This is a genomic window from Bacillus sp. EKM501B, assembly GCF_011800505.1.
GTDB lineage: Bacteria > Bacillota > Bacilli > Bacillales > Bacillaceae_G > Bacillus_A > Bacillus_A cereus.
The window spans coordinates 1-322 of the sequence record NZ_JAALFZ010000074.1 but is presented as its reverse complement, the minus strand read 5'-3'; the positions used below and the strand labels follow the sequence as shown (position 1 = coordinate 322).

Genomic DNA, 322 nt, shown 5'->3' with positions numbered 1-322 from the left:
CTCGGTAGCTCAGTCGGTAGAGCAGAGGACTGAAAATCCTCGTGTCGGCGGTTCGATTCCGTCCCGAGCCACCATTTTTTTATGCCGGCTTAGCTCAATTGGTAGAGCAACTGACTTGTAATCAGTAGGTTGGGGGTTCAAGTCCTCTAGCCGGCATCATTTAGGGGCATAGTTTAAAGGTAGAACTGAGGTCTCCAAAACCTCCAGTGTGGGTTCGATTCCTACTGCCCCTGTAAAGTATATGGGCCTATAGCTCAGCTGGTTAGAGCGCACGCCTGATAAGCGTGAGGTCGATGGTTCGAGTCCATTTAGGCCCACCATA

General features: G+C 50.9%; 3 tRNA genes. All 3 read left to right on the top strand.

Features of this window, described 5'->3' with window-relative positions:
- Positions 1–83 precede the first annotated feature (83 nt).
- The 3 genes from HFD78_RS29185 to HFD78_RS29175 all read left to right on the top strand — a co-directional run bounded on the left by HFD78_RS29185 (position 84) and on the right by HFD78_RS29175 (position 320).
- Positions 84–156 (top strand) — tRNA-Thr (locus HFD78_RS29185).
- Between the two features lie 6 nt (positions 157–162).
- A tRNA-Trp gene (locus HFD78_RS29180) sits at positions 163–233 on the top strand.
- A gap of 10 nt (positions 234–243) precedes the next feature.
- A tRNA-Ile gene (locus tag HFD78_RS29175) sits at positions 244–320 on the top strand.
- Positions 321–322 lie beyond the last annotated feature (2 nt).